18 protein-coding genes are annotated in these 23,990 nt (G+C 69.3%); 9 read left to right on the forward strand and 9 right to left on the reverse strand.

What is annotated here, in order from left to right:
* Positions 1-17: 17 nt before the first annotated feature.
* From O1W71_RS03385 to O1W71_RS03400, 4 genes are all read left to right on the forward strand, one after another.
* Complete coding sequence (locus O1W71_RS03385) at positions 18-611, forward strand: DUF3000 domain-containing protein (RefSeq protein WP_269266527.1); 594 nt, start codon at positions 18-20, stop codon at positions 609-611.
* Positions 604-1,800 carry a ribonuclease D gene (locus O1W71_RS03390; RefSeq protein ID WP_269266528.1) on the forward strand — a complete coding sequence of 399 codons (1,197 nt, stop codon included), beginning with the start codon at positions 604-606 and terminating at the stop codon, positions 1,798-1,800. The genes O1W71_RS03385 and O1W71_RS03390 overlap by 8 nt, the downstream gene beginning before the upstream one ends.
* A gap of 72 nt (positions 1,801-1,872) precedes the next feature.
* Complete coding sequence (locus O1W71_RS03395; RefSeq protein WP_112614188.1) at positions 1,873-3,090, forward strand: thiolase family protein; 1,218 nt, start codon at positions 1,873-1,875, stop codon at positions 3,088-3,090.
* 11 nt (positions 3,091-3,101) lie between these two features.
* A complete protein-coding gene (locus tag O1W71_RS03400) occupies positions 3,102-5,246 on the forward strand; it encodes a 3-hydroxyacyl-CoA dehydrogenase NAD-binding domain-containing protein (protein WP_269266529.1) in 2,145 nt (714 codons plus the stop codon).
* A gap of 61 nt (positions 5,247-5,307) precedes the next feature.
* Here O1W71_RS03400 and pepN read toward each other — a convergent pair whose 3' ends face one another.
* The gene (gene pepN / locus O1W71_RS03405) at positions 5,308-7,809 is read right to left on the reverse strand and encodes an aminopeptidase N (protein WP_269266530.1); all 2,502 of its coding nucleotides are present in this window, start codon (positions 7,807-7,809) and stop codon (positions 5,308-5,310) included.
* Between the two features lie 66 nt (positions 7,810-7,875).
* On the opposite strand from pepN, the gene O1W71_RS03410 reads away from it, so the two are divergent.
* Positions 7,876-8,553 (forward strand): TetR/AcrR family transcriptional regulator, encoded by a 678-nt coding sequence (locus O1W71_RS03410; RefSeq protein WP_269266531.1) that lies wholly within the window; start codon positions 7,876-7,878, stop codon positions 8,551-8,553.
* A gap of 107 nt (positions 8,554-8,660) precedes the next feature.
* Positions 8,661-9,140, forward strand: coding sequence for a hypothetical protein (locus tag O1W71_RS03415; protein ID WP_269266532.1), 480 nt, complete (start codon positions 8,661-8,663; stop codon positions 9,138-9,140).
* Here the strand turns inward: O1W71_RS03415 and dxs are convergent.
* From dxs to dut, 5 genes are all read right to left on the reverse strand, one after another.
* The gene (gene dxs / locus O1W71_RS03420; RefSeq protein ID WP_269266533.1) at positions 9,122-11,110 is read right to left on the reverse strand and encodes a 1-deoxy-D-xylulose-5-phosphate synthase; all 1,989 of its coding nucleotides are present in this window, start codon (positions 11,108-11,110) and stop codon (positions 9,122-9,124) included. The genes O1W71_RS03415 and dxs overlap by 19 nt on opposite strands.
* A 104-nt stretch (positions 11,111-11,214) precedes the next feature.
* Positions 11,215-14,073 carry an aconitate hydratase AcnA gene (acnA, locus tag O1W71_RS03425; protein ID WP_269266534.1) on the reverse strand — a complete coding sequence of 953 codons (2,859 nt, stop codon included), beginning with the start codon at positions 14,071-14,073 and terminating at the stop codon, positions 11,215-11,217.
* A 133-nt stretch (positions 14,074-14,206) separates the two neighbouring features.
* Positions 14,207-14,974, reverse strand: coding sequence for a DUF3159 domain-containing protein (locus O1W71_RS03430; protein ID WP_112614174.1), 768 nt, complete (start codon positions 14,972-14,974; stop codon positions 14,207-14,209).
* Positions 14,971-15,549: a DUF3710 domain-containing protein gene (locus tag O1W71_RS03435; protein ID WP_112614172.1), complete on the reverse strand. Its 579-nt coding sequence runs from the start codon at positions 15,547-15,549 to the stop codon at positions 14,971-14,973. The genes O1W71_RS03430 and O1W71_RS03435 overlap by 4 nt, the downstream gene beginning before the upstream one ends.
* Entirely contained in the window at positions 15,546-16,001 is a 456-nt protein-coding gene (gene dut, locus O1W71_RS03440; RefSeq protein WP_269266535.1) for a dUTP diphosphatase, read from the reverse strand. The genes O1W71_RS03435 and dut overlap by 4 nt, the downstream gene beginning before the upstream one ends.
* Before the next feature lie 12 nt (positions 16,002-16,013).
* Between dut and O1W71_RS03445 the strand changes: the two genes are divergently transcribed.
* Complete coding sequence (locus O1W71_RS03445; RefSeq protein WP_269266536.1) at positions 16,014-16,511, forward strand: DUF3093 domain-containing protein; 498 nt, start codon at positions 16,014-16,016, stop codon at positions 16,509-16,511.
* A gap of 63 nt (positions 16,512-16,574) precedes the next feature.
* Here the strand turns inward: O1W71_RS03445 and O1W71_RS03450 are convergent, their stop codons facing one another.
* Entirely contained in the window at positions 16,575-16,868 is a 294-nt protein-coding gene (locus O1W71_RS03450) for a DUF4193 domain-containing protein (RefSeq protein WP_023951316.1), read from the reverse strand.
* A gap of 228 nt (positions 16,869-17,096) precedes the next feature.
* Here O1W71_RS03450 and sepH point away from each other — a divergent pair, with 228 nt between their 5' ends.
* On the forward strand, positions 17,097-18,137 hold the full coding sequence (gene sepH / locus O1W71_RS03455) for a septation protein SepH (protein WP_269266537.1): 1,041 nt from the start codon (positions 17,097-17,099) through the stop codon (positions 18,135-18,137).
* 4 nt (positions 18,138-18,141) lie between these two features.
* Here the strand turns inward: sepH and O1W71_RS03460 are convergent, their stop codons facing one another.
* Complete coding sequence (locus O1W71_RS03460; RefSeq protein ID WP_269266538.1) at positions 18,142-19,269, reverse strand: alkaline phosphatase family protein; 1,128 nt, start codon at positions 19,267-19,269, stop codon at positions 18,142-18,144.
* A gap of 63 nt (positions 19,270-19,332) precedes the next feature.
* Between O1W71_RS03460 and O1W71_RS03465 the strand changes: the two genes are divergently transcribed.
* Positions 19,333-21,792 carry a DNA gyrase/topoisomerase IV subunit A gene (locus tag O1W71_RS03465; RefSeq protein ID WP_269266539.1) on the forward strand — a complete coding sequence of 820 codons (2,460 nt, stop codon included), beginning with the start codon at positions 19,333-19,335 and terminating at the stop codon, positions 21,790-21,792.
* Positions 21,793-21,902: 110 nt separating this feature from the next.
* On the opposite strand, the gene O1W71_RS03470 is transcribed toward O1W71_RS03465, so the two are convergent.
* Positions 21,903-23,972 carry a DNA gyrase/topoisomerase IV subunit B gene (locus O1W71_RS03470; protein ID WP_404568064.1) on the reverse strand — a complete coding sequence of 690 codons (2,070 nt, stop codon included), beginning with the start codon at positions 23,970-23,972 and terminating at the stop codon, positions 21,903-21,905.
* Positions 23,973-23,990 lie beyond the last annotated feature (18 nt).

Genomic DNA, 23,990 nt, shown 5'->3' on the forward strand with positions numbered 1-23,990 from the left:
CACTCTAGTCTGTCGACGTGGCCGATTCCCGTCCTCCCGCCGACGCGACGGCATTCGTCGTCGCTCGCGATGCGGTGCTGGCGATGACGTTCCGCGACGACCTCGTGGTGCGCGAGATCCCCGCACCGACCGGGCTCGCGCCGGAAGCCCTCGCACTCGCCGGCGATGTGCGGCCCGAGGATCACGCCGTCGACTCCCCCTACGGCACCGGGCGCATCGTCATCCTCCACGACGACGACGACGAGCCCGACGCCTGGGGCGGTCCGTGGCGCATCGTCGCTTTCGCTCAGGCGCCGCTCGAACCCGAGATCGGAGTCGATCCGCTTCTCGCCGAGGTCGCCTGGTCATGGCTGATCGACGCTCTCGATCACCGCGACGCCTCGTTCCACTCGGTTTCGGGGACCGCGACGAAGACACTTTCGCGCGGCTTCGGGAGCCTTGCCGAGGAGGGCGACGGTGCGCAGATCGAGCTGCGCGCCTCGTGGACCCCCGTCGGAGACATCACCGCTCACATCGACGCCTGGGCGGAACTGACCTGCATGCTGGCCGGCCTTCCTCCGGGGTCGGAGGGCGTCGCCGTTTTCGGAGCACGCCGGGGGAACCGTGGCTGAATACACCGTCATCGCCGATGACGCCGGACTCGAACGCGCCGCGGAACTGCTCGCGGCCGGTGACGGCCCCGTCGCCGTCGACGTCGAACGGGCGTCGGGCTTCCGATACTCGCAACGCGCCTATCTCATCCAGGTCTTCCGCCGCGGCGCGGGCGTGCACCTGTTCGACCCGCCGGCGATCTCGACCTTCGCGCCCCTCCAGGCCGCCATCGGCGACGTCGAGTGGGTGCTGCACGCCGCGAGCCAAGACCTGCCTTCGCTGCGCGAGGCCGGCCTCGACCCGACATCGATCTTCGACACCGAGCTGGCCGCACGGCTACTGGGCCACGCCCGCGTCGGGCTCGGCGCCGTGGTCGAGGACACGCTGGGCATCGTCCTCGCGAAAGCGCACTCGGCCGCCGACTGGTCGACGCGCCCGCTGCCGCAATCGTGGCTCGAGTACGCCGCTCTCGACGTCGAGCACCTGATCGACGTCCGCGACGTGCTCGCCCGCGAGCTCGAGGCCCAGGGCAAGGTGGAGTTCGCGGCCCAGGAGTTCCAAGCCGTGCTCGACCGGCCGGTCAAACCGCCCCGCGAGGATCCGTGGCGCCGGCTCAGCGGCCTGCACACCATTCGCGGCCGGCGTGCCCTCGCCGTCGCTCGTGCGCTGTGGACCGCACGCGAGGAGTACGCCCGCGAGCAGGACATCGCTCCCGGCCGGCTCGTCCCCGACCGCGCGCTCGTCGCGGCGCTCGCCGCCGACCCGAAGACGAAGCAGGACCTGGCGAAGGTCAAGGACTTCACCGGCCGCGCGAGCCGCTCGCAGCTCGACCGCTGGTGGGCGGCCTTCGAGGCGGGCCGGGCCGAGCAGTCGCTGCCGCCGGACCGGCTGCCCGGCGACGGACTTCCGCCGGTGCGGGCCTGGGTCGACCGGAACCCTCCCGCCGACGCCCGCCTGAAGGCGGCGAAGCCACTCGTCGAGCAGCGTGCCGAGGAGCTGTCGATGCCGACGGAGAACCTGCTCACGCCCGAGCTCCTGCGCCGCGTGGCGTGGGCGCCGCCCGCCGAGATCTCCGCCGAGACGGTCGGCGCAGCACTCGCCGAGCTCGGCGCACGTCCGTGGCAGATTGAGCAGACCGCACAGGTGATCGCGCAAGCCTTTGTGGATTCCGTGAACGGGGATGCCGCGCCCTCCTCGAGCGGTTCGTAGGTTCGATCCAACCGATTTTCCCGGCCTCCCCGGCTCTCTAGGCTGGAGTCGATCCCATCTTCTGGAGGCAAAGTGGCCGAGATCTCGGACGTCTACTTCATCGACGGCATGCGTACCCCGTTCGGGCGCGCCGGCGAGAAGGGCATGTACTGGAACACCCGAGCGGACGACCTCGTCGTCAAAGCGATCCGGGGCGTGATCGAACGCAACCCCGATGTGCCGCTCGACCGGATCGATGACGTGGCGATCGCCGCGACGACGCAGCAGGGCGATCAGGGCCTGACCCTCGGCCGCACTGCGGCGATCCTCGCCGGCCTTCCGCAGAGTGTGCCGGGCTTCGCCATCGACCGCATGTGCGCAGGCGCGATGACCAGCGTCACCACGATGGCCGGGTCGATCGGCATCGGCATGTACGACCTCGCCCTCGCGGGCGGCGTCGAGCACATGGGCCGCCACCCGCTCGGCGGCGGAGACACCGACCCGAATCCCCGATTCCTCACCGAGAAGCTCGTCAGCGCAGATGCCCTGAACATGGGCATCACCGCCGAGCGCCTGCACGACCGCTTCCCAGTGCTCACGAAGGAGCGCGCCGACCGGTTCGGCATGCGCAGCCAGCAGAAGGCGCAGGCCGCGTACGACGCCGGCAAGCTTCAGCCCGACCTCGTTCCCGTCGCGGTGAAGTCCGCGGACGGCGCGTGGGGCCTCGCGACCGAGGATGAGGGGCGCCGGCCCGAGACCACCATGGAGGGCCTCGCGCAGCTGAAGACCCCCTTCCGGCCGCACGGCCGCGTCACCGCAGGCACTTCGTCGCCCCTCACCGATGGCGCGACCATCAGCCTCCTCGCCGGCTCGCGCGCGGTGAAGGAGCTCGGGCTCACCCCGAAGATGCGGATGGTCTCGTTCGGCTTCGCCGGCGTCCAGCCCGAGGTGATGGGCATCGGCCCCATCCCCTCGACCGAGAAGGCGCTCGCCAAGGCCGGCCTGACGATCGACGACATCGGGCTCTTCGAGCTCAACGAGGCGTTCGCGGTGCAGGTGCTCTCGCTGCTCGACCACTTCGGCATCGACGACGACGATCCGCGCGTCAACCCGTGGGGCGGCGCCATCGCGGTCGGTCACCCCCTGGCGGCATCCGGTGTGCGTCTGATGATCCAGCTCGCCGCGCAGTTCGCCGAGCGCCCCGACGTCCGCTACGGCCTCACCGCGATGTGCGTGGGCCTCGGCCAGGGCGGATCCGTGATCTGGGAGAACCCGCACTACACCGGCAAGAAGAAGACCGCGAAGAAGTGAGGCGCGCCGACATGACCTACGACGACATCGACTTCTCCCCCCTCGACGCCCTCACCGGTGACGAGGTCGTCACGCATTCGCTGCTGCGCGATGTCCGGCTCGCCTCGGGGCGCACGCTGGCGCTCATCACCCTCGACAACGGACGAGACCACACCCGGCCGAACACGCTCGGTCCGGCGACGCTCGCCGAGCTGGGCGGCGTGCTCGAGACGCTCGCCGCCCGCGCGGCGGCCGGGGAGATCGACGCCGTCGGCATCACCGGCAAGCAGTACATCCTCGCCGCGGGCGCCGACCTCTCCGATGTCTCACGGTTGCCCTCGAAGGAGATCGCTAAGCTCGTCGCGCAGCGCGGACACCAGGTGCTCGGGCGTCTGTCGCAGCTCGGCGTCCCCTCCTTCGCTTTCGTGAACGGCCTCGCCCTCGGCGGCGGTCTCGAGATCGCGCTCAACAGCACGTACCGCACCGTGGACGCCTCCGCCGCGGCGATCGCGCTGCCCGAGGTCTTCCTCGGGCTCATCCCGGGCTGGGGAGGCGCCTACCTGCTGCCGAACCTCATCGGGATCGAGAACGCGCTCGAAGTGGTCATCAGCAATCCGCTCAAGCAGAACCGCGTGCTCAAGCCGCAGCAGGCGCACGACCTGGGCATCATGGACGCGATCTTCCCCGCGGTGAGCTACCTCGAGGACTCGCTCGCCTGGGCCGACCGCGTGCTGTCGGGCGCCGTCTCGGTCACGCGCAAGAACGAGCCCGGCAAGCTCGAGCGTCTGACCAAGTGGCCGATCGCCGTCAAGGTTGCCCGCGGCATGCTCGAGTCGAAGATCGGCACCGTCCCGAAGGCTCCCTACCTGGCCCTCGAGCTGCTCGAGAAGGCCCGCGGCGGCTCACGCGACGAAGGCTTCGCCCGCGAGGACGACGCTCTGGCCGAACTGATCTCGGGTGACCAGTTCGCCGCGTCGATGTACGCCTTCGACCTGGTGCAGAAGCGCGCGAAGCGGCCGGTCGGCGCTCCCGACAAGGCGCTGGCGAAGAAGGTGACGAAGGTCGGCGTCATCGGCGCGGGCCTCATGGCCAGCCAGTTCGCGCTGCTGTTCGTCCGCAAGCTCCAGGTGCCCGTGCTCATCACGGACCTCGATCAGGCGCGCGTCGACAAGGGGCTCGCCTACATCCGTGACGAGATCGGCAAGCTCGAGGCGAAGGGCCGCATCGATTCCGACACGGCGGGCAAGCTCCGCTCGCTCGTGCACGGCACGGTCGACAAGAGCGAGTACGCCGACTGCGGCTTCGTCATCGAGGCGGTGTTCGAGGAGGTCGGGGTCAAGCAGCAGGTCTTCGGCGAGATCGAGAAGATCATCGCCGACGACGCGATCCTCGCGACGAACACCTCGTCGCTGTCCGTGGCGGAGATCGGCGCGAAGCTCGCCCACCCCGAGCGTCTCGTCGGCTTCCACTTCTTCAACCCCGTCGCGGTCATGCCGCTGATCGAGGTCGTGAAGACATCGCAGACGACGGATGCTGCCCTGTCGACCGCGTTCGTCGTCGCGAAGGGCCTCGGCAAGAACGCCGTCCTGACGGCCGACGCGCCCGGCTTCGTCGTGAACCGACTGCTGGCGAAAGTCATGGGCGAGGCGGCGCGTGCCGTCTACGAGGGCACGCCGGTCGCCGATGTCGAGAAGGCCTTCGCGCCGCTGGGGCTGCCGATGGGGCCCTTCCAGCTCATCGACCTCGTCGGCTGGAAGGTCGCCGCACACGTGCAGGACACGATGACCTCGGCGTTCCCCGACCGCTTCTATGCGAACGAGAACTTCCACCAGCTCGCGGAACTGCCCGAGGTCGTCGAGAAGGACAAGGGAGGACGGGTCACCGGCTTCACCAAGGCCGCGGAGAAGATCGCGAAGAAGGCGACGGGTTCGTCGCCGGTCGCGGCCGACACGATCCTCCAGCGCGTTCAGGACGGCCTGGCGCAGGAGATCAAGCTCATGCTCGACGAGGGCGTCGTTCCCGAGGTCCAGGACATCGACCTGTGTCTCATCCTGGGCGCCGGCTGGCCGTTCATCGACGGCGGTGCTTCGCCCTACCTCGATCGGGAGGGCGCATCGGAGCGGGCGTTCGGCGACACGTTCCACCACCCGCCCATCCGCGGGATCGCGAACCGCTGACAGCCAGCGCTGCACCGCCGACGAGGACCCCGTGGCATGAAGCCCCGGGGTCCTCCTCGCGTCACGCCGGTCGGCCCTGCGCGCTCTGCACGCGCAGGTCGCGCTCGCGGACATCGCGCTGCTCGATCACGATGCGACGCAACGCGGCCGGCGCCCCGGGGTTCGAGTCCAGCCACGTCGTCGCCGCCGTCAGGTCAGCCGTCGCCGGGAACAGACCGCGCACGAGGCGGCGCGCGATCTCGATACTCCGGGTCTCCCACACTCGGCCGATGCGCGAGAAATAGTCCCCGTCGAGGGCCGCGATGAGATCGCGTCGCCCTCCGGCGCGGACACCGGCGATCGTGGCGTCGAGCTCGTCGTTCGACAGGGTCTCATCCGTCCACGCCGCGACCCACGCGGCCTCGCGCACCGGCGCCTCGGGCAGCGCCGCTCGGGCGGCGCGGTAGGCTCGCCTCCCCTTCGCGGTATCGTCGCGGACCAGCTCGGCGTCGATCTCGGCGGCGCTGGCCTGGCCCGTCGAGGCGAGCGCGAACAGCCAGCTCCATCGCAGGTCCGCATCGAGCACGAGACCGTCGGGGAGCTGCCCTTCGCCGGCGAGCAGCTGGCGCAACGACGCCGCACGCCCCGCATCCACCGCGGCGGCAGCGCCCAGGGCGCGCGCCCAGACGAGCTGGGCGTCCGTCCCGGGGCGGGCTTCGTGCAACGACCGCCAGACGGTCTCCAGCCAGGCCGCGGCGAGCGACTCGCGCTGTGCGGGAGCGGCGTAGTGGGCGATCGCGTAGTCGGCATGCGCGACCGCGTCGGTGAGGAGGCCGATGTGGGTCTCGGCCGCGGCGTGCACTCCGACGATCTCGAGGTAGCGTGCCACATCGAGGCGACCGTCGCGAACCGCGTTCCAGAGCGCGGCCCACGCCACCGATCGGGCGAGCGGATCGCCGATCGTCGAGAGCGAGCGCTCGAGCGCTGCCGTCGTGTCACCGTCGAGGCGCACCTTGGCATAGGTGCGGTCGTCGTCGTTCGGGATGATCACGCCCGCGGCATCCCCGGGCAGCGGCGTCCGGGCGTCGACGAGATCGAGCTCGACCCCGCCCTCTCGGCGGAGCGCCCCCTCCGACGCCGCGTACCGTCCGATCGTCACGCGGTGGGGTCGGGGATCGGTCTGGACGATCGTGACGCCGTCCGATCCATCGCGCTCGACCGACAGATCCGACATCCCGGTGGTCTCGAGCCAGGCGCGACTCCACGCCCGCAGGTCGCGCCCGGACGTGTGCTCCAGGGCGTCCAGCAGATCACCGAGCGTGGTGTTCCCGAAGGCGTTGTCGGCGAAGTACTTGCGCGCGCCGGCGAAGAACGCCTCCTCCCCCACGTACGCGACGAGCTGCTTGAGCACGGACGCTCCCTTGGCGTACGTGATCCCGTCGAAGTTGAGCTTGGCCGCCTGCAGGTCGGGGATGTCGGCCACGATCGGATGCGTGGTCGGAAGCTGGTCCTGCTCGTAGGCCCACCCCTTCCGCCGGCTCGCGAAGCTCACCCAGGCATCCGGATAGAGCCCGGTCACGACAGACGCATGCGAGCCCATGAAGTCCGCGAAGGACTCCTTGAGCCACAGGTCGTCCCACCACCGCATGGTCACGAGGTCGCCGAACCACATGTGCGCCATCTCGTGAAGGATCGTGTTGGCGCGGGCCTCGCGCTGCGCGGCGGTCGCGGCCCCGCGGAAGACGTACGCCTCGGTGAATGTGACGAGACCGGGGTTCTCCATCGCACCGAGGTTGTACTCGGGCACGAAGATCTGGTCGTACTTGCCCCACGGATAGCCGAGTCCGAACGCCTCACCGAAGTACGCGAGCCCACGGCGGGTGATGTCGATGATCTCCTCGGCGTCGAGGTACGGCGCCAGCGAGGCACGGCACAGGACGCCCAGGTCGACCGGCCCCTCGGGTCCGTCCCAGACCGCGCTGACGCGGTGGTAAGGGCCCGCTGCGACGGCGGTGATGTAACTGGAGATCGGAAGGGTCTCAGCGAAGGTGACCTCGGTGCCGCCGCCGAGGTCCCGGCGGTCGGTCTCCGCACCGTTGGACAGCACCCGCCAGCCCTCCGGCGCCGTGACCCGCATCCGCCAGCGTGCCTTCAGGTCCGGCTGCTCGAAACACGGGTAGACGCGTCGCGCGTCCGCGGGCTCGTACTGCGTGTACAGATAGACGGCGCCGTCGACCGGGTCGACGAAGCGGTGAAGGCCCTCGCCCGAGCGGCTGTAGACGCCGCGCGCCGCGATCGAGACGGTGTTGTGCTCCGAGAGGTCGCGGATGCGGATGCGCGCGCCGTCCCATTCCACCGGCCGGCTCTCGCCGTTCACGATGACCGCATCGACGCTCGAACCGAGGAAGTCGACCCAGGTCTCACCGCCGACGCGCGCATCGAACGACAGGATCGCGCGGGTGCTGAACGTGGTCTCCTCGGCGCGCGTGGCGTCACGGACGTCGAGGGAGACATCGATGGTGTGGAGCCGGACCTCGGCTGCACGATGCTGAGCGTCGGTACGGGTGAGGTTGTGGCCGGTCATCCCTCCATGCTTCCACGGGAGCGGGGACGCCGGTGGCCGGGGCTTCCTGCACGCTAGTATCTGAACATGTTCAGCACCCCGGAGCCGACCGGATCGAAGCGCGACCGCACGCGTGCCCTGATCGTCGAGACGGCGCTGCGTTCGTTTCGCGAACGCGGCTACGACGCGACTACCATCCGCCGCATCGCGTCGGAGGCCGGCGTGTCGGTCGGGACGACGAACTACCACTTCGCGTCGAAGAACGAGCTCGTGCAGGAGTTCTACCTGCAGGTGCAGCAGGCTCACCGCGCGGCTGCCCTGCCCCGACTCGAGTCGGAGCGCGACCTCAAGGACCGGCTCGCGATCGTCTTCCGCACGGGCCTCGATCAACTGACGCCGACGCATGGCCATGCGCCCGAGTTCCTGACGGCCGCCGTCTCGCCGCGATCGTCGATCAACCCGCTGTCGCCCGAGTCGAATGCCTCGCTCGCGATCGTGGAGGATCTGTTCCGCACCGCCGTCGACGGTGCCGACCACAAGCTTCCGAAGGACATCGCCGCGGCGCTGCCCGGCGCGCTCGTTCTCGCGCATCTGCTGCTTGCGATGTACTGGGTCTACGACGAGTCCGAGCATCAGGCGAAGACGCGGCGCTTGCTCGACAAGGGCCTGGCACTGCTCGCGATGGCGCTCCCGCTGGCTCGCCTCCCGATGCTGCGACGGCCGCTGCGGGAACTTCTCGACCTCATCGCCGAGGCCCGCTCGTGACGGTCGCCGACCATCGACCGGAGTCCCCGAGGACGACACCAGAACCGTTCGCGTTCACCCGTTCGGAGTTCCTGCGCGGCGCTGCGCGAGCATGGTTCTGGACCGCGATGCTCCTGATCGCCGTCTGGGCGATCAGCACGGGCGGCATCGGCGTCGTGTCAGCTCTCTTCATCCTGCCCGCGTCTGTCTTCGCCCTCGCTATCGGGGCACCCGGTGCGTACGTGCTCGGAAGATGGCTGAGGCGATCACCGCACGTCCCGGTTCACCTCGCGGCGTTCGCCGGGTACGGTGCACTCCTCAGCGTCGTGGTCACCGCCATCTACGCTCTCATCGTGACGGCTCCGACCACGGAACTCGCGGCACTCCTGGACTCTTCATGGCTTCTGATCGTGAACACCCCGGTGACGGCCGTCGGGCTCGCAGGCGCGTGGTTCGTCACCGCGAAACACGCTCGGCAGGCCGACGCCGGGGTGGTCGTCGCACCCGCGCATGACGAGGACCCGGACGCCGCCACCGGGGATGCCCTCGACGAGCGCTACCGCATCATCTCCCCCGACCGGCGACGACGTCAGCGGCCGCGAGGCTGAGGCTCGCCGTCGCTCGCACCCGCGCGGCCCGGCGCGTCGGCGGCATCCGACCAGTCCGTCGCGGCATCCGCGCTTGGCCGGGCGATCGGGATGCGGGTGCCGAGGACCTGCGCGACGACGTCGTGCGCGATCTTCGCGGCCGTCAGACCCGCGTCGTCGAGGATCTCGTCGCGCTCCGCGTGATCAATGAACTCGTCGGGCAGTCCGAGCTCGTCGACGGCCGTGTCGATGCCGGCCTCGCGAAGAACCTGGCGGATGCGTGTGCCGATACCACCGACACGGATCCCGTCCTCGATGGTGATGACCAGCCGGTGTCCAGCCGCGAGGTCCACGACCGAGCGAGCGACCGGGACCACCCAGCGAGGATCGATGACGGTCGCGCCGATTCCCTGTGCTCGCAGGCGCTCGGCGACCTCGATGCCCAGGCGCGCCATCGGGCCGATCCCGACGATGAGCACGTCGTCGGACTCGCCCCGCACGAGCACGTCGGTCCCGTCGTCCAGACGCTCGACGGCCGGCAGCTCGTCGCCGACCGAGCCCTTCGGGTACCGGACGACCGTGGGCGCATCCTCGATCTCGACCGCCTCGCGGAACACCTCGCGGAGACGCTCGGCGTCCCGCGGCGCCGCGATGCGAACGCCGGGCACGAGCTGGAGCATCGCGAGGTCCCAGATGCCGTGATGGCTGGGTCCGTCGGGACCGGTCACGCCCGCCCGGTCGAGGACGAACGTCACACCGGCGCGGTGCAGCGCGACATCCATCATCATCTGGTCGAACGCGCGGTTCATGAACGTCGCGTAGATCGCGACGACCGGATGCAGGCCGCCGAAGGCGAGGCCGGCGGATGCCGCGACGGCGTGCTGCTCCGCGATGCCGACGTCCAGGACACGGTCGGGGAACCGCTGCGCGAAGGGCAGCAGCCCGGTCGGACGCAGCATCGCCGCAGTGATCGCGACGACATCGCCGCGGCGCTCCCCCGCAGACACGAGCTCCTCGGCGAACACGTCGGTCCAGGTCGTCTTGCCACTGGAGGAGACCGGCTGGCCCGTCGCAGGGTCGATCTTCCCCACGGCATGGAACTGGTCGGCTTCGTCGAGTCGGGCGGGCGCGTAGCCGCGGCCCTTCTCGGTGATCGCGTGCACGATGACCGGAGCACCGTACGACTTCGCGAGGCGCAGGGTCTCGATCATGGCCTCGAGGTCGTGGCCGTCGACGGGTCCGAGGTACTTGATATCGAGATTCGAGTACAGGGCCTCATTGTTCACGAACCGGGACAAGAATCCGTGAGTCCCACCGCGGAGTCCACGGTAGACGGCCCGCGCCGCCGGCCCGAGGCGGCCGAAGAGCGACGCTGAGCCTTCGTGCAACGACCGGTAGCCCTCGGTGGTGCGCACCTTGTTCAGGAAACGCGCCATGCCGCCGATCGTCGGCGCGTACGAACGGCCGTTGTCGTTGACGACGATGACCAGGTTGCGATCGTTGTCGTCGGAGATGTTGTTGAGCGCCTCCCACGTCATCCCGCCGGTCAGCGAGCCATCGCCGACCACGGTGACGACATGGCGGTCGGTGCGACCGGTGCGGGCGAAGGCCCGCGAGATGCCGTCGGCCCAGCTGAGCGAGCTCGACGCGTGCGACGACTCGACGACGTCGTGCTCGCTCTCGCTGCGCTGCGGGTAGCCCGCCAAGCCGCCGCGCGAACGCAGCCGCGAGAAGTCCTGGCGGCCCGTGATCAGCTTGTGCACGTAGGACTGATGCCCGGTGTCGAAGACCACCGGGTCGTTCGGAGAGTCGAAGACCCGATGGATCGCGAGGGTGAGCTCGACGACTCCGAGGTTGGGCCCGAGGTGTCCGCCGCTGCGCGCGACGTTCTCGACGAGGAACGAGCGGATCTCACCGGCGAGCGTCTCGAGCTGAGCGATCGAGAGGGCGTCGAGATCGCGCGGGTGCGAGATCGAGGAGAGCAACGACATCGAGCTCCTCCTTCCATCGGGTGCCGGTAAGTCTAATCAGCGGGATGCACGAGAGGCCGGAGCTGGACGCTCCGGCCTCTCGTGGACTACTGCAGCTCCGCGTCTCAGACGAGCGAGCGCAGCACGTACTGCAGGATGCCGCCGTTGCGGTAGTAGTCGGCCTCACCGGGGGTGTCGATGCGCACGATCGCGTCGAACTCGACCGTCTGCTTGCCCTCGGGCGAGAACTCGCTCGGCTCGGCGACGACCTTCACCGTCTTCGGAGTGACGCCTTCATTCAGCTGCTCCAGGCCCGTGATCGAGATGATCTCGGTGCCGTCGAGTCCCAGCGACCTCCAGCTCTCGCCGGCGGGGAACTGCAGCGGGACGACGCCCATGCCGATCAGGTTCGAGCGGTGGATGCGCTCGAAGCTCTCGGTGATGACCGCCTTCACGCCGAGCAGGTTAGTGCCCTTCGCCGCCCAGTCGCGCGACGAGCCCGAGCCGTACTCCTTGCCACCGAAGATGACGAGCGGCGTACCCTGCGCCTGGTAGTTCTGGCTCGCGTCGTAGATGAACGACTGCGGGCCGCCCTCCTGGGTGAAGTCGCGCGTGTAGCCACCCTCGACGACCTTGCCGTCGTTGACCGCTGCCGTGAGCTCGTTCTTCAGACGGATGTTGGCGAAGGTTCCGCGGATCATGACCTCGTGGTTGCCACGGCGCGAGCCGTAGGAGTTGAAGTCCTTCTGCGCGACGCCGTGCTCGGTGAGGTACTGCGCGGCCGGGGTGCCGGCCTTGATGTTTCCGGCCGGGCTGATGTGATCGGTGGTGACCGAGTCGCCCAGCGTCGCCATGACGCGCGCGCCGGTGATGTCGGCGACCGGGGTCAGCTCCATCTGCATACCGTCGAAGTACGGCGCCTTGCGGACGTAGGTCGAGTCCTCGTCCCACTCGAACACCGGGCCGGTCGGCGTGGGCAGGTTCTTCCAGCGCTCGTCACCGTCGAACACGGTGGCGTACTGCTTGATGAACTGCTCACGAGAGATCGACGAGTCGATGATCTCCTGGACCTCATCGGGAGCGGGCCAGATGTCCTTGAGGAAGACGTCGTTGCCGTCCGAGTCCTTGCCGAGCGCATCGGTCTCGAAGTCGAAGTTCATCGACCCGGCCAGCGCATAGGCCACGACCAGCGGCGGCGAAGCCAGGTAGTTCATCTTGACGTCGGGGCTGATGCGGCCTTCGAAGTTGCGGTTGCCCGAGAGCACCGCGGTGACCGCGAGGTCGTTCTCGTTGATCGCGGCCGAGACCTCTTCGATCAGCGGGCCGGAGTTTCCGATGCAGATCGTGCAGCCGTAGCCGACGGTGTAGAAGCCGAGGTTCTCGAGGTCCTTGTCAAGGCCGGACTTCTCGTAGTAGTCGGTGACAACCTTCGAGCCGGGGCCGAGCGTCGTCTTGACCCACGGCTTGCGCGTGAGGCCGCGCTCCGAGGCCTTGCGCGCCAGCAGACCTGCGGCGATCATGACCGACGGGTTCGACGTGTTGGTGCACGACGTGATGGCCGCAAGCGTCACTGCGCCGTTGTCGAGCATGTAGCTCTCGCCCGACGGCTGCGTGACCTTCACCGGGTTGGATGCCGCATGGCGTGCGCCGCTCGAGAGCAGACCCGCGTGCGCGTGGTCGTGCTGGTGCGAGACGGTGTCGTCGGAGTGGGTCTCGTGCTCGACGCCCGGGGCGTTGCCCGGGTCGGACGCCGGGAAGGTGCCCTCGACCTCGACGGCCTCGTCGGCGGCCGTCGCGTAGTTGAGGATGTCCTTCGCGAACTGCTCCTTCGACTCCGACAGGAGGATGCGGTCCTGCGGGCGCTTCGGGCCGGCGATCGACGGGACGACCGTCGAGAGGTCGAGCTCCATGTACTCGCTGTAGCTCGGCTCGTTCGCGGGGTCGTGCCAGAGCGACTGCTCCTTCGCGTACGCCTCGACGAGGGCGACGGTCTGCTCGTCGCGGCCGGTCAGGCGCAGGTAGTCGAGCGTGACGTCGTCGATGGGGAACATCGCGGCGGTCGACCCGAACTCGGGGCTCATGTTGCCGATCGTGGCGCGGTTCGCGAGCGGGACGGACCCGACGCCGGCGCCGTAGAACTCGACGAACTTGCCGACCACGCCGTGCTTGCGCAGCATGTCAGTGATCGTCAGCACGACGTCGGTCGCGGTGACGCCCGCGGGGATCTCGCCGGTGAGCTTGAAGCCCACAACGCGCGGGATGAGCATCGACACGGGCTGACCCAGCATCGCGGCCTCGGCCTCGATGCCGCCGACACCCCAGCCCAGGACACCGAGGCCGTTGACCATCGTGGTGTGCGAGTCGGTGCCGACACAGGTGTCGGGGTACGCACGGAGCACACCGTCGACGTTGCGGTCGTAGATGACCTTCGCGAGGTGCTCGATGTTCACCTGGTGGACGATGCCGGTGCCCGGGGGGACGACCTTGAAGTCGTCGAACGCGCCCTGACCCCAACGGAGGAACTGGTAACGCTCGCCGTTGCGCTCGTACTCGATCTCGACGTTGCGCTCGAGGGCGTTCTCGCTGCCGAAGAGATCGGCGATGACCGAGTGGTCGATGACCATCTCGGCGGGCGAGAGCGGGTTGATGCGGTTGGGGTCACCGCCGAGCGCGGTCACCGCCTCGCGCATCGTGGCGAGATCGACGATGCAGGGCACGCCCGTGAAGTCCTGCATCACGACGCGGGCCGGGGTGAACTGGATCTCGGTGTCGGGCTCTGCCGAGGCGTCCCACGAACCCAGCGCGCGGATCTGCTCCTGCGTCACGTTCGCGCCGTCCTCGGTGCGCAGGAGGTTCTCGAGCAGCACCTTGAGGCTGAAGGGAAGACGGTCGTAACCCTCGACCGTGTCGATCCGGAAGATCTCGTAGTCGGTGCTGCCGACCGTCAGGGTGCTCTTGGCTCCGAAGCTGTCAACAGTGGACACGTCTGCTCTCCTTCATCGGCGGGCCGCGCGCTCGCGCGCACTGTCCCATCATCCCCTCGCCGCACCGGTCGATCTAGTGAGGCGACCCTTAGTCGGATCGGGGGAAATTTATCTTGACGTCAAGATAAATGTATCACTCGGCGGGCCGCTTATAGAGCGCCCGCACGGCGAGCCAGGTGACGGCCGCGAGCGGGGCGAACAGCGGCAGGCCCATGACGAGCTTCAGGGTTCCGAGGGCGGCGACTTCGTCGGCGAAGTACAGCGGCAGTTGCACGGCGAGCCTGAGGTAGAAGAGCCCCGCCCAGGCGATCGCGAGCCAGAAGTAGACGCGACGCTTGCGCTTGTCACGCCTCCAGGCGACGCCCTCGTTCATGAGGAATCCGGCGGCGAGCCCGATGAGCGACCATCCGATGAGGGCCGAGACCAGGAAGGCGGTCCCGTAAGCCGCATTGGTGATCAGACCCGGGATGAAGTTGTCCTGCCCCCGCCCCGTCCACAGCGCCAGCCCCGCGGCCGCAGCGGTCGCGATGAGACCTCCGAATGCGGCTCCTGCCGGGCCGCGCTGGATGAGGCGCAGCAGCGTAAACACCGCGGCGACGCCGACCGACAGTCCGAGCGACAGCCAGAGATTCGCCTCACGGGTCTGCGGGTCCGTCGTGAGCGTGAACACGACGATGAAGACCAAGCCGGGGAGGACGGCCTCGACGATGCCGCGGAAACCGCCCATCGCGCGCCAGACGACGCCCCCGGTCGAAGCCTCGGTGTCGGGATCGAAACCGGCCTTGCGCGCAGCCTCGCCGAGCGCGGCTCCGAGAACGCCCGAGGTCGAGGCCGCCGGCTCGGGCGGGGTCAGATCGGCGGGGCGCTCGGTCGCGGCCTCGCGCCGTTCGTCAGCGCTCACGCCGAGCCGGGGGTCGCCGGCATCTTGAGCGGGATGAGGTCACGCGGCGGCATCGGCGATCCGCCGCGGACGACCACGAGCGACCGGAAGAGATCCTCGACCTGCGCAGCCGCGTCGACGTCATTGGTCGCCGCACCGCCGATGACGCCTCGGAGGAACCACCGCGGCCCGTCGACGCCGACGAAACGTGCGAGACGCTTTCCGCTGCCCTCCGCCCCGGCCATCACGGGGACCTCGGCGAGCAGCTCCGGGCCGAGCGGGCCTTCGCGCTCCTCGACGCGACCGCCCTGCTGGCGCACCTGCTGGCGGATCTGCTCGCGCGTCTCCTCCCAGAGCCCCGTCGAACGGGGCGCTGCGAACGGTTGGACCTGAAGCGTCGAACCGGCGTAGTCGAGACCGACCGCGACAATGCGCTTCGTCTGTTCCTCGACCTCGAGACGCAGGTTCAGCCCCTCGCGCGGCAGCACCTTGATACCGCCGAGATCGATGTACGGACGAACCGGGTTGGCCTCGGACTCGTCGAAGGGGCCTGCCGTGGCCCGGTCGGCGGGTGCCGACTTCGCGTCGTCGCTCATGCGGGTACTCCTGTCTGCTGCTGATAGCCGGTCGAGCCGAAACCGCCCTCACCGCGAACGCTCTCGGGCAGGGTGTCGACGGGGATGAAGCGGGCCGGGGTGACGGGCATGACGATCAGTTGGGCGATGCGGTCGCCGGGCGCGATGTCGTACGGCTCCGCGGTGTCGGTGTTCAGGAGCGTGACCTTGATCTCTCCGCGGTACCCGGCGTCGACCGTTCCCGGCGAGTTGACCACGGTGATCCCGTGCTTCGCCGCGAGCCCGCTGCGCGGCACGACGAAGGCGGCGAAGCCGTCCGGCAGGGCGATTCGGACACCGGTCCCCACGAGCGCGCGCTGCCCGGGCTCGAGACGCAGCTGCTCGACGGACACGAGATCTGCTCCGGCATCTCCGGGATGGGCGTAAACGGGAACGTCGGCGGCGATAATGGGGACGTCCACGGATTCGGTCACCCCACGAGGCTAATGCACAGTTCCGCCCCCGCCACCTCGCCCGCCACACGCTACCGCGAGCGCCTGAGCCCATCCCTGTGGGCTCTGGTGAGCGCCGCCGTCTGCGGGCCGATGGTCGCTCTCGTGCTCGCCCCGCTCGACTCGGTGGTCGGGCTCATCGCTGGCATCGCCGTGGGAGCCCTCGTCGTGGCGGGACTCATCGCCCTCTCGCCGGTGATCGAAGTCACCGGCGAGCGGCTCCGAGTCGGGCGCGCGAGCATCGAGCTCACCTACCTCGGCGAGATCGAGACGTTCACCGGCGACGCCGCGCGGCAGGCACGCGGGCCCGGCCTGTCGTCGAGTTCCTGGCACCTTCTGCGTGGCGGCATCGACGGAGTCGTACGGATCGCGATCGAAGACGACGACGATCCGGTCACCCACTGGGTGTTCTCCTCGCGGACGCCCGCCCGCGTCGCCGCGGTGATCGAGAGCGCCCGCGCGACCGCCGCCCCGGCCGGGCCCGACGCGTAACGCCGCCCGGTAAAAGACAGACCCCCGACGCCGGAGCGTCGAGGGTCAGCGAAGGTCGTGCGATCAGGCCGCGCACTCGGTGCAGATGGCGCCGACCTTGGTCTCGTGATCGATCTGGGTGCGGTGCTTCACGAGGAAGCACTCCATGCACGTGAACTCGTCCTCCTGCGGGGGCAGGACGACGACATCGAGTTCGAGGTCCGAGAGGTCGGCCCCGGGCAGCTCGAAGCCCGACGGGTTGTCGGCGTCCTCGTTGTCGATCGAGCCCGACGACTTGTCGGGCACGCGCTCCTTCAGGGCCTCGATCGACTCGCTGTCGTCCTCGGTCTTGCGGGGTGCGTCGTAATCCGTAGCCATGTCGAAAGGCCTCTACTTCCAGGTGTTGCCGGTTGCCGCGCCGAGTGGGGCGGCGATAGTTTGCATGACCGGCGCGATTTTCGCAAAACGTCGCGGAAGATCCTTCCGGGAACGGATGCGCACGACCGGTTCGCCCCCCGAAACCGGCGGCGCGCCCCGGATATTCCCGCGGTGCCCGGATGCCTGTGACACCATGACGGCACACGTATCGCTGGGAGGGTTCTGCGCATGGAACAGCTCAAGGTCATCGGGACCGAGGAGGGCATCCTCGTCCTCGCCACCGAGTCCGGGGAGCGCTTCGCGTTGCCGGTGAACGAGACGCTGCGCGCCCAGCTGCGCCGCGCCCGGCCGACGGACGAACCGCGGGCTCCTCGCCCCAGCCCGCGCGAGATCCAATCGCACATCCGCTCCGGGATGAGCGCCGCTGACGTCGCCACCCTCCTCGGAGTCCGGGTCGAGGACGTCGCGCGTTACGAGCGCCCGATCATCGCCGAACGCGAGCACATCGTCGGGCAAGCGCTCGCCGTGCCCGTCCTCATCGCAGGCGAGCTGGAGCCCGATGCGCAGCCGACCTTCGGAACGGCGGTTCGCACCAAGCTCAGCGAGGCAGGCGCGACCGGCGAGCGGTGGAGCAGCTGGCGCGAACCCGACGGCTGGATCGTGAAGGTCGAGTTCGCGGTCGGCGAGGTGGAGCACGACGCACGGTGGTCGTTCGACCCGCGGCGCTCGTCGCTGGCACCGCTGAACTCGGATGCGACGCAGTTGTCGCGCCAGGGGTCGTTGCCGGAGGGACTGATCCCCCGTCTGCGCGCCCTCGACACGCCGCAGGCCAAGGACGAGTCACGGTTCGACAGCGGCGCCTTCGGGCCGCGGCATCCCGCCGCCGCCGACGCTGACGCGGTCGCGTCGAACTCGCTGCGCAGCACGAACGCGAAGGACGCGGCGATCAAGCGAGCACCCGAGCCGGTCGTGACCTCGTCGGAGACCGCCGATCTGCTCGAAGCGCTCCGGCGTCGCCGGGGCCATCGTGAGCCGATGCCCGGCGAGGACCGCGGTTCCGACGCGCGGGAACGCACTCCGGTCGCGCTCTTCGATGCCCTGGAGGCCGGTCAGCGCGAGCCAGCCGAGCCCGCGCCGTCCGAACCCGAGACGCCGAAGACCGTGCCCGCGAGCGAGGATTCCGCGCCCGAGACTCGCCGTCGCGGTGGCCGCACGTCGATGCCCTCGTGGGACGAGATCGTCTTCGGCGCTCGCAGCGAGGACGCCTGACCGCTCAGGCGAAAGCGCCGAGACGGACGAGCGGAACGATCCGCTCCTGATCCGTCAGAGATCCGTGCTGGCCGACCATGCGCTGCGGTTTCTTGTCGGCGAGACGATCGTCGTAGTAGGCCACCGCTGAACGCGCGGCGACCAGTACGTCGCCGATCCGCGGTACGACCTCGGGGTGCACAGGTCCGAACAGCCCGGCGTCGATCGCCTCCTCGCGCGTCACGACCCAGGAGCGATCCGACTCCGCGTCGCGCCAGCGCGAAGCGACCCGTTCGGCCGCGCCGTCCGACGCATAGAGGTGCAGCATCCGCGGCTCGCCGCCGATGACTTCGACCTCGTCGACGAGCGGGTCCCCCTCTCCGAGCAGCACATGCCGGTGGGCGGGAACGTCGATCATGCCGTGGTCGGCCGTCAGCACCGCGCCGATCCCGGGTGCCAGTTGACGGTCCCAGCGCCGCAGCTCGGCGTCGAGCGACTCCAGCTCGGCCGACCACCGGTCGCTCTCCCAGCCCTGCGCGTGCCCGATGACGTCGAGCTCGGGAATGTAGACGTAGATGAGGGACCCATCATGAGCGCCCGCGAGGGCCTCAGCCATCGCGAGACGCTCGCCGATCCCCGAGGCCGCGACGAACTCGGCGCCGCGCACCGTCGCCGTCGTGAACCCCGTGCCGGCGTACTGCGCCCGGCTCACGACGAAACAGCGTCTTCCCCCGGCGACCTCGCGCTCGAAGACCGGCTGCGAGCGCTGCCACGAGAGCGGATCGAGCCCGTCGTGCTCCCACCCCGTCAGCTGATTGGGAGCGGATGCGGTGCCCGGCACGCGGACGCGATAGCCGACGATGCCGTGCTCACCCGGAAGCACGCCGGTGAAGAGGCTGCTCAGGGCGGCGGCGGTCGTCGCCGGAAACACCGTGCGAGCGGCATCCCGCTTGGCCATCCGCTCGGAGAGAAACCGGGCGTAAGCGGCCCGCTGAGCGAGGTTGCCGCGCCCCAGCCCGTCCGCGACGATGACGATCGCCGATCGCGCCGGAGCGAACCAGTCGGATCGACCCGAGACGGAGGCGATCAGCTGCGACAGCACACCGGTGAGGCTCCGGGCCGTGGGCGGGTCGATCGGTAGGCTGGAGGGCATCGCGGACAGTCTCGCACACCCGGCATCCGCACTCCCATCCCCGATCGAGGTCCGTACAGCTCCATGGCCGCATCCCGCACCGCTTCACCCGTCCCCGACCAGCCGGAGCGCATCGAGGACGTCGACGTCTCGGCGGAGATGCAGGGTTCGTTCCTCGAGTACGCGTATTCGGTCATCTACTCCCGCGCGCTTCCCGACGCGCGTGACGGCCTCAAGCCCGTGCAGCGGCGCATCCTGTTCCAGATGGCCGACATGGGCCTCCGTCCTGATAAGGGGCACGTCAAGAGCGCCCGCGTCGTGGGCGAAGTCATGGGAAAGCTGCACCCGCACGGCGACTCCGCGATCTACGACGCGCTCGTCCGTCTCGCACAGGACTTCGCTCTGCGCGTGCCCCTGGTCGACGGACACGGCAACTTCGGCTCGCTCGACGACGGGCCTGCGGCAGCGCGGTACACCGAGGCCCGGCTGGCGCCCTCCGCGCTCGCCCTGACCGAGAACCTCGACGAGGACGTCGTCGACTTCGTCCCGAACTACGACGGACAGTTCCAGCAGCCGGCTGTCCTTCCCGCCGCATACCCGAACCTGCTCGTCAACGGAACGACGGGCATCGCCGTCGGTATGGCGACGAACATGGCGCCGCACAACCTCATCGAGGTCGTGGCGGCAGCCGTGCACCTGCTCGAGAACCCCGACGCGACGCTCGACGAGCTCATGGAGTTCGTGCCGGGCCCCGACCTGCCCGGCGGCGGCGTGATCGTCGGACTCGACGGCATCAAGGATGCCTATACCAACGGGCGCGGCACCTTCCGCACCCGCGCGAAGGTGTCGGTCGAGTCGCTCGGACCACGACGCACCGGTCTCGTCGTGACCGAGCTGCCGTACATGGTCGGCCCCGAGCGGATCATCGAGAAGATCAAGGATGCCGTCAACGCCAAGAAGCTGACCGGCATCTCGGATGTCCAGGACTTCACCGACCGCAACCACGGGCTGCGCCTCGTCATCACGATCAAGACGGGCTTCGACCCGAACGCGGTGCTCGAGCAGCTCTACCGGCTGACCCCGCTCGAGGACTCGTTCGGCATCAACAACGTCGCGCTGGTGGAGGGACAGCCCCAGACGCTCGGACTCAAAGAGCTGCTGCGCGTCTACCTCGACCATCGCATCGAGGTCGTCACACGGCGCAGCCGGTACCGCTTGGCCAGGAAGCAGGAGCGCCTGCACCTCGTCGAGGGCCTGCTCATCGCGATCCTCGACATCGACGAGGTCATCCAGGTCATCCGCGCGTCCGACGACGGGGAGCAGGCGAGGACGCGACTGATCGACGTCTTCGATCTCTCGCAGCCGCAGGCCGAGTACATCCTCGAACTGCGTCTACGCCGCCTGACGAAGTTCTCTCGCATCGAGCTCGAGACCGAGCGCGACCAGTTGAAGGCCGAGATCGCGCACCTCGAGGAGCTCCTCGCGAGCGATGTGCTGCTGCGCGCCCAGGTGGCCCGCGAGCTCGAGGCGGCCGCCGAGACGTACGGAACGCCGCGTCGCACGCTGCTGCTCAACGGCGGACCCGTGACTGCGCGCTCGGGCAAGAAGGCCGGCGCCGACCTGCAGATCGCCGACGCGCCCTGCCGCGTGTTCCTGTCGGCCACGGGCCGCATGGTCCGCGCGGAGCTCGGCGAAGATCTGCTCAGCAGCGGCATCGTCCCGCCTGCGCGACGGAGCAAGCACGACGCCATCCGATCTGCCGTCGACGCGACGGTCCGTGGCGACCTCGGCGCCGTCACCAGCACCGGGCGTCTCGTCCGCTTCTCGCCCGTCGATCTGCCCTCGGTTCCCGGCAACAGCGTTCAGCTTGCGGCCGGCTCGAAGGCCGACCAGTACCTCGGACTCGGCGCGAACGAGCACGTCGTGGCCATCGTGCCGTTGACCGGCGAACCGCCGATCGCGCTCGGCACCGCTCAGGGCGTGGTCAAGCGCGTCGCGGCCACCGAGCTCGCGCCCGGCAAGCCCGACGCCGAGATCATCTCGCTCAAGCCCGGTGATCGCGTCGTCGGCGCTGCGGCCGCCCCCGACGGGACCGAGCTGGTCTTCGTCACCTCCGATGCTCAGCTGCTGCGATTCGATGCGGCTGCGGTGCGACCGCAGGGTCGGGCGGCCGGCGGCATGGCGGGCGTCCGCGTCGCAGACGGCGAGCGAGTCATCGCATTCACCGCCGTGACGGCCTCCGAGAACACCGTCGTCGTCACGATCGCCGGGTCGACGCAGTCGCTCGCCGGTGCTGACGCCGGCAGCGGCAAGGTGTCGGCGTTCTCGGAGTTCCCGGCGAAGGGCCGCGCGACCGGCGGCGTCCGTGCGCAGCGCTTCCTGCGCGGCGAAGACACGCTGACCCTGGCGTGGGTGGGCGACTCCCCCCGCGCGGTCGGTCCTGACGGTGCGACCCGCGCTCTGCCCGAGGCCGGAGCCAAGCGCGACGCGTCAGGCCAGCCTCTGGATGGCGTGATCGGTGCGGTCGGCACTGTCGTCGCCTGAGCCGCCGGCCCCCGAACCTCGGAGAATGACGCCGATCTCGGACCCCTAGCCGGGATGCCTCCGAGGCTCGCGTCGTCCTCCGAGCTTCGTGCGCGCCGCCGCGGCGTGGGTCAGGCGTCGATGGCCTCGCGCGAGAGGCGGTCGCTCGAGGTGACGATGAAGTCGCGGCGCGGCGCGACCTCGTTGCCCATGAGCAGCTCGAAGACGGCGTTGGCCGCATCGGCGTCCTCGACACGGACACGGCGGAGCGTACGGCCGGCGCGATCCATCGTGGTCGTCGCCAGCTGATCGGCATCCATCTCGCCGAGACCCTTGTAGCGCTGCACGGGCTCCTGCCATTTCCGCCCGGACTTGCGGAGCTTCGTGAGCAGCCCGTGGAGTTCGGCCTCGGAGTACGTGTAGATCGTCTCGTTCGGCTTCGACCCCGGGTTGACGACGACCACGCGGTGCAGCGGCGGAACCGCAGCGAACACGCGACCCTCCTCGATGAGCGGTCGCATATACCGGAAGAAGAGCGTGAGCAGCAGGGTACGGATGTGTGCGCCGTCGACGTCGGCGTCGCTCATCAGGATGACCTTGCCGTAGCGAGCCGCGCTCAGGTCGAACGAGCGTCCCGACCCCGCGCCGATCACCTGGATGATGGCGGCGCATTCGGCGTTGGAGAGCATGTCACTGACCGACGCCTTCTGCACGTTGAGGATCTTCCCGCGAATGGGGAGCAGCGCCTGATACTCGCTGTTGCGGGCGTGCTTGGCGGTGCCGAGCGCCGAGTCGCCCTCGACGATGAACAGCTCGGACTCGGCCACGTCGTTGCTGCGGCAGTCCGCGAGCTTCGCCGGCAGCGACGAGGACTCGAGAGCGGTCTTGCGCCGCTGGGTCTCCTTGTGGGTGCGCGCCGAGATGCGCGCCTTCATCTCGGAGACGACCTTCTCGAGCAGCTGCCCGGTCTGCGCTTTGTCGTCGCGTCTGGTGGATGAGAACAGCGCACCCAGTTCCCGGTTGACGACGGATGCCACGATCTGCCGCACCGCCGGTGTTCCGAGGATCTCCTTGGTCTGGCCCTCGAACTGGGGCTCGGGCAGACGGACCGTCAGGACCGCGGTGAGCCCGGCCAGGATGTCGTCCTTCTCCAGCTTGTCGTTGCCGACCTTCAGGCGCCGAGCGTTCTGCTCGACCTGGCTGCGGATGATCTTCATCAGGCCCTGCTCGAAGCCCTGCTGGTGCGTTCCGCCCTTCGGAGTCGCGATGATGTTCACGAACGACCGGGTGACGGTCTCGTAGCTCGTGCCCCACCGCAGCGCGATGTCGACCTCGCACGATCGCTCGACCTCGGTCGGGACCATCGCGCCGTTGGCCTGGAGCACGGGCACGGTCTCGGTGAAGTTTCCCGAGCCTGTCAGCCGCCAGGTATCGGTGATCGGGGCATCGGGAGCGAGGAACTCGGCGAACTCGGAGATGCCGCCGTCGAAGCGATAGCTCGTCTCGACCCGCTCCTCGCCGCGCTCATCGACGATGACGATCTCGAGGCCAGGGACGAGGAAGGCGGTCTGCCGCGCCCGCTGCACGAGCTCTTCGAGATGGAAGGCGGCATCCTTCGTGAAGATCTGACGGTCGGCCCAGTAGCGGATGCGGGTACCGGTCGTGCCCCGGGGCGCCTTGCCGACCACACGCAGCTCGGACGAGCGCTCGAACGGGGTGAACTCCGAGTCGGGCGTATCGCCCGCGAAGAGCCCCGGCTCGCCGCGATGGAACGACATCGCGTAGGTCTTGCCCGCGCGGTCGACCTCGACGTCGAGGCGCTCCGACAGGGCGTTGACGACCGATGCGCCGACACCGTGGAGGCCGCCCGACGCTGCGTACGAGCCGCCACCGAACTTGCCGCCCGCATGCAGCTTGGTGAAGACGACCTCGACACCGGTCAGGCCGGTGCGGGGCTCGACGTCGACGGGGATGCCGCGGGCGCGGTCACGTACCTCGACGCTGCCGTCGGCATGGAGCACGATGTCGATGCGCGAGCCGTATCCGCCCAGGGCCTCGTCGACGGAGTTGTCGATGATCTCCCAGAGGCAGTGCATGAGGCCGCGGGAGTCGGTCGAGCCGATGTACATGCCGGGGCGTTTGCGGACGGCTTCGAGCCCTTCGAGCACCTGGAGGTGGTGGGCGGAATACTCAGCAGTCACGATCTCCAAGCGTATCCG

It is taken from the genome of Microbacterium sp. H37-C3 (assembly GCF_027157935.1).
Taxonomy (GTDB): Bacteria; Actinomycetota; Actinomycetes; order Actinomycetales; family Microbacteriaceae; genus Microbacterium; species Microbacterium plantarum.